The sequence below is a fragment of the Actinomadura sp. HBU206391 genome (assembly GCF_014323665.1).
In the GTDB taxonomy this organism is placed as follows: domain Bacteria; phylum Actinomycetota; class Actinomycetes; order Streptosporangiales; family Streptosporangiaceae; genus Actinomadura_C.
The window spans coordinates 1-3,755 of the sequence record NZ_JABVEB010000404.1 but is presented as its reverse complement, the minus strand read 5'-3'; the positions used below and the strand labels follow the sequence as shown (position 1 = coordinate 3,755).

The 3,755-nt window shown below is 71.6% G+C and carries 5 protein-coding genes; 3 read left to right on the top strand and 2 right to left on the bottom strand.

What is annotated here, in order from left to right:
• Positions 1 to 138: 138 nt before the first annotated feature.
• Complete coding sequence (gene npdG / locus HKK72_RS37315) at positions 139 to 831, bottom strand: NADPH-dependent F420 reductase (protein WP_187239108.1); 693 nt, start codon at positions 829 to 831, stop codon at positions 139 to 141.
• Positions 832 to 961: 130 nt separating this feature from the next.
• On the opposite strand from npdG, the gene HKK72_RS37310 reads away from it, so the two are divergent.
• Positions 962 to 1,585: a hypothetical protein gene (locus HKK72_RS37310; protein WP_187239107.1), complete on the top strand. Its 624-nt coding sequence runs from the start codon at positions 962 to 964 to the stop codon at positions 1,583 to 1,585.
• 101 nt (positions 1,586 to 1,686) lie between these two features.
• On the opposite strand, the gene HKK72_RS37305 is transcribed toward HKK72_RS37310, so the two are convergent.
• Positions 1,687 to 1,869 carry a hypothetical protein gene (locus HKK72_RS37305; RefSeq protein ID WP_187239106.1) on the bottom strand — a complete coding sequence of 61 codons (183 nt, stop codon included), beginning with the start codon at positions 1,867 to 1,869 and terminating at the stop codon, positions 1,687 to 1,689.
• Positions 1,870 to 1,944: 75 nt separating this feature from the next.
• On the opposite strand from HKK72_RS37305, the gene map reads away from it, so the two are divergent.
• Positions 1,945 to 2,793: a type I methionyl aminopeptidase gene (gene map, locus HKK72_RS37300; protein ID WP_187239105.1), complete on the top strand. Its 849-nt coding sequence runs from the start codon at positions 1,945 to 1,947 to the stop codon at positions 2,791 to 2,793.
• A gap of 61 nt (positions 2,794 to 2,854) precedes the next feature.
• Positions 2,855 to 3,595, top strand: a complete 741-nt coding sequence (locus HKK72_RS37295) for a ComEA family DNA-binding protein (protein WP_187239104.1) — start codon at positions 2,855 to 2,857, stop codon at positions 3,593 to 3,595.
• The last annotated feature ends 160 nt before the right edge of the window (positions 3,596 to 3,755 follow it).

The following is a 3,755-nucleotide window of genomic DNA, read 5'->3' as shown; positions in this document are numbered from 1 at the left end:
TGCGGCGCATGGCGGGCTCCGCCGACAACCGCACCTCCTGTCGCAGCGGGCACCCGCCGCCTCGACCCGCCGCGCCCTGCCTCGACCCGCCATCCGTCCCGCGCGGCGGCCGTCCCGCCACCGCGCCCTGAGCCCGGCTCAGCCGACGTCGGTGATGCGGATGCCCGCGTGGGCCCGGTAACGGCGGTTGACCGAGATCAGGTTGGCCGTGAACGCCTCGACCTGGCTCGCGTTGCGGAGCCGTCCCGCGTACACGCCCCGTGCCCCGGGAATGCGGCCGGCCAGCGCCTGGACGGTGTCGGTGGCCTCGCGGTCGTCGCCGAGCACCAGCACGTCGAGGTCGACCCGCTCGACCTGCGGGTCCAGCAGGACCACCGCGGACACGTGATGGAACGCGCCGACGACCTTGCTCTCGGTGAGCACCGAGGCCGCCTGGCCGGCGGCGCTCCCCTCCTCGACCGGCAGCGGGTAGGCGCCCTGCTTGTCGAAGCCGAGCGGATTGACACAGTCGATCACGATCTTCCCGGCGAGTTCCGTGCGCAGCGACTCCAGCGTCGCCTTGTGCCCGTCCCACGGCACCGCGACGATCACGACGTCGGCCTCGCTCGCGGCGACGGGGTTCTCGGCGCCCCGGACCGGGAGCCCCGCGTCGAGGCTGTCGGCGGCCTGCTGGGCGCGTTCGGCTTTACGCGAACCGATGATCACCTGGTGGCCGGCGAGCGCGAAGCGCCGCGCCAGGCCCTTTCCCTGGTCACCGGTGCCGCCGAGGATGCCGATGGACAGTCCGCTCACGTCCGGCAGGTCGTACGGTGATCGCTGCTGCTGAGTCATGCTCCGATCCTGCCAGTGGCAGCGAGTCGCCCGCCCGGTGCCCCTCGCCTTGACCCGGGGCGCGCCCGCCGCCTGGAACGCGGCCCGGAAACGCGGGTCGCCGGACCGTCTCGTACGGCACCATGGTGCCGTGGACGCGAACCAGGTCGCGATGCTGCGCGAGGCGCTCTCCTCCACCGGATGGCTGGAGCGGACCCGCGAGTTCGCCCGCGCCCTGCGCACCTCCACCCGGCGGCCCGGCGGGCTGCTGCTCCTCGGCACGCCCGAGGCCGAACCATGGCATCTGGCCGCCCATCTCGACGACGAGAGCCGTCAAGGCGGGATCCCCGAGCTCACCCCCACACTGGTCCGCTGGCGGCCGCCTCCGGACGCGCCCGATCACCTGCGGGTCGGGCTCGACCGCCTAGAGGACGCGCGGCGGGGCGAGACGCTCTTCGTGGTGGCGGAGGAGACCGCTCCGGTGCCGCTGCTCGAGCGGGTCGACGACGCCCGCAGGACCGGTGCGGTCGTGCTGGCCCTCGACGGCGGCGACCGCGAGCTGGAAGGTCTGGCCCACGAGACCCTCAGCGTCCCGGGGCCGAACGGGTTCATCTCCTTCGACGGCGCGCAGCATCTGGTCAGCGCCGCGGCCGCGCACCCTCTGGGGTCACGTGAGGAGTGGGCCGGGCCGTCCACGGGGCGCGGCTCCGGCCGGAGGCTGCGCGAACGGCTGGCCCGCCTCCTCGACACGGTGAGCGGCCCTACTGCCGACTGAGCGCCACCGGCCGGCCCCGTACCGGCCGGCACCGTGAGCCGGCACCGTGAGCCGACAACCGTCAGCCCCCACCGTCGGCCGTCACCCGAAGCCGGCGGGGCTCAGTCGCCGTCGTCGTCCTGGCGCCGCCACGCCTCATTGCGCTGACGGGCGAGTTCGAAGGCGCCCGCGGCCGCCTCCTCCGAGTCATAGGGGCCCATGCGGTCCTTGCCCGGGCAGCCCGCGCCGTGCTCGACCCGCCGGTGAGCCAGGCAGAACCACCACTTGTCGTCATCGTCCTTCATGCTGATGCCTCACTCCGATCATCTTCGCGGCCTCGATAATCCTCCCCCCGTTCGGGGCAACTAGACTCTCAGGACATGACGACGCAACTCCGGCCCGGCCGCGTTTCGCCCATCCGCAAGGTCCCCGCGACCATCCCAAGGCCCGAGTACGTCGGCAAGAAGCAGCCGCGCACCGGTGAGCCCGAGGTCAAGACCCCGGAGATCATCGAACGGATGCGCGTCGCCGGCAGGATCGCCGCGCAGGCTCTCGAGGAGGTCGGCAAGCACGTCCGGCCCGGCATCACCACCGACGAGCTCGACCGCATCGGGCACGAATACCTTCTGGACCACGACGCCTATCCCTCGTGCCTGGGCTACCGCGGCTTTCCCAAGTCGCTGTGCACCTCAATCAACGAGGTGATCTGCCATGGCATCCCCGACGACACGGTGCTGCACGACGGCGACATCATCAACATCGACATCACCGCCTTCGTCGACGGCGTCCACGGCGACACCGACGCCACCTACCTGGCGGGCGACGTCGACGAGGAGTCGCGGCTGCTCGTCGAGCGCACCCACGAGGCCATGATGCGCGGGATCCGCGCGGTCAAGCCCGGTCGCGCCCTCAACGTGATCGGCCGGGTCATCGAGGCCTACGCGCGCCGCTTCGGATACGGGGTCGTCAGGGACTTCACCGGCCACGGCATCGGCACGACGTTCCACTCCGGACTGATCGTGCCGCACTATGACGATCCGCACGCGACAACGATCATCGAACCGGGTATGACATTCACCATCGAGCCGATGCTCACCCTCGGCGGGATCGACTACGACATCTGGGCTGATGGATGGACAGTGCTCACCAAGGACCGCAAGCGCACCGCCCAGTTCGAGCACACCCTTCTCGTGACCGAACATGGCCACGAGATCCTCACGCTGCCCTGAGGGCTCGCCCGCGAGCGCGGGCGTGGACAAGACCATCGGATGAACCCCGGAGGTCGCATCGATGAACCGTCCGGGAATCCCCGCCGACCGGCCGTACGAGTCCGCGAGCGGCTCCGTGCCCCGGGTCCCCTCGGACGGCATGTCGCCCGGCCGCGCGGCGCTGAGCGTCGCCTGGGCGGGCCTTCCGATGCTGACACTGGGGCTGGCCACGCCCTTCTGTTTCGCGGCGGCGACCCTCTGGCGCCGGCGGGCCCATCTGCTGCTCGCCACCATCGCCTATACGGCGCTCCTCGCCCTGCAGCTCGCCGTGCGTTCCGACATGAACGATCCGGCGGCGCCCGGACATGACTCGGCGTCGACGGTGTTCGGGGCGTGCGTCTTCATCCAGGCGGTCGGCGGGTGCTTTCACGCGTTCCTGGTCCGGCGCCGGGTGTTCGACCCGCACGGGGTGGACGGCACCGCCGGCAACGAGGCGGCCATCGAGACCGTACGCAGGCGCCGCATCCTGCGGCACCGGGCTCGGGAACTGGCCCGCACCGACGTGGCGCTCGCCCGGGAGCTGCGGATCGGCCGCCCGGATCTGCCCCGCCACTACGACGACGGCGGGCTCGTCGACATCAACCGCGCTCCGGCCGGCGTGCTCGCCACCCTGCCCGGCGTGACCCCGGCGCTCGCCGCCCGGATCGAACGGATCCGGGCCGAGGCGGGTGGATTCGTCTCGGCCGAGGAGCTCTCGGCGCTGGCCGGCCTGCCGCCCGACCTCACCTCGGAGCTGGCCGAGTACGGCCTCTTCCTGCGCTGACGCCTTCCCGCCGACGGCGCCGTTCATGCGATCTGATCACTTTTGCCGCAGACGCGGCGCGCCGGTTGGGCCCTTGACCATGAGCGAAGTTATGGTTCCGCCGTTCCGCCGGGCCACGAAACGGATCAACAGCACATGATGGGGTACACGCACGCGCTCA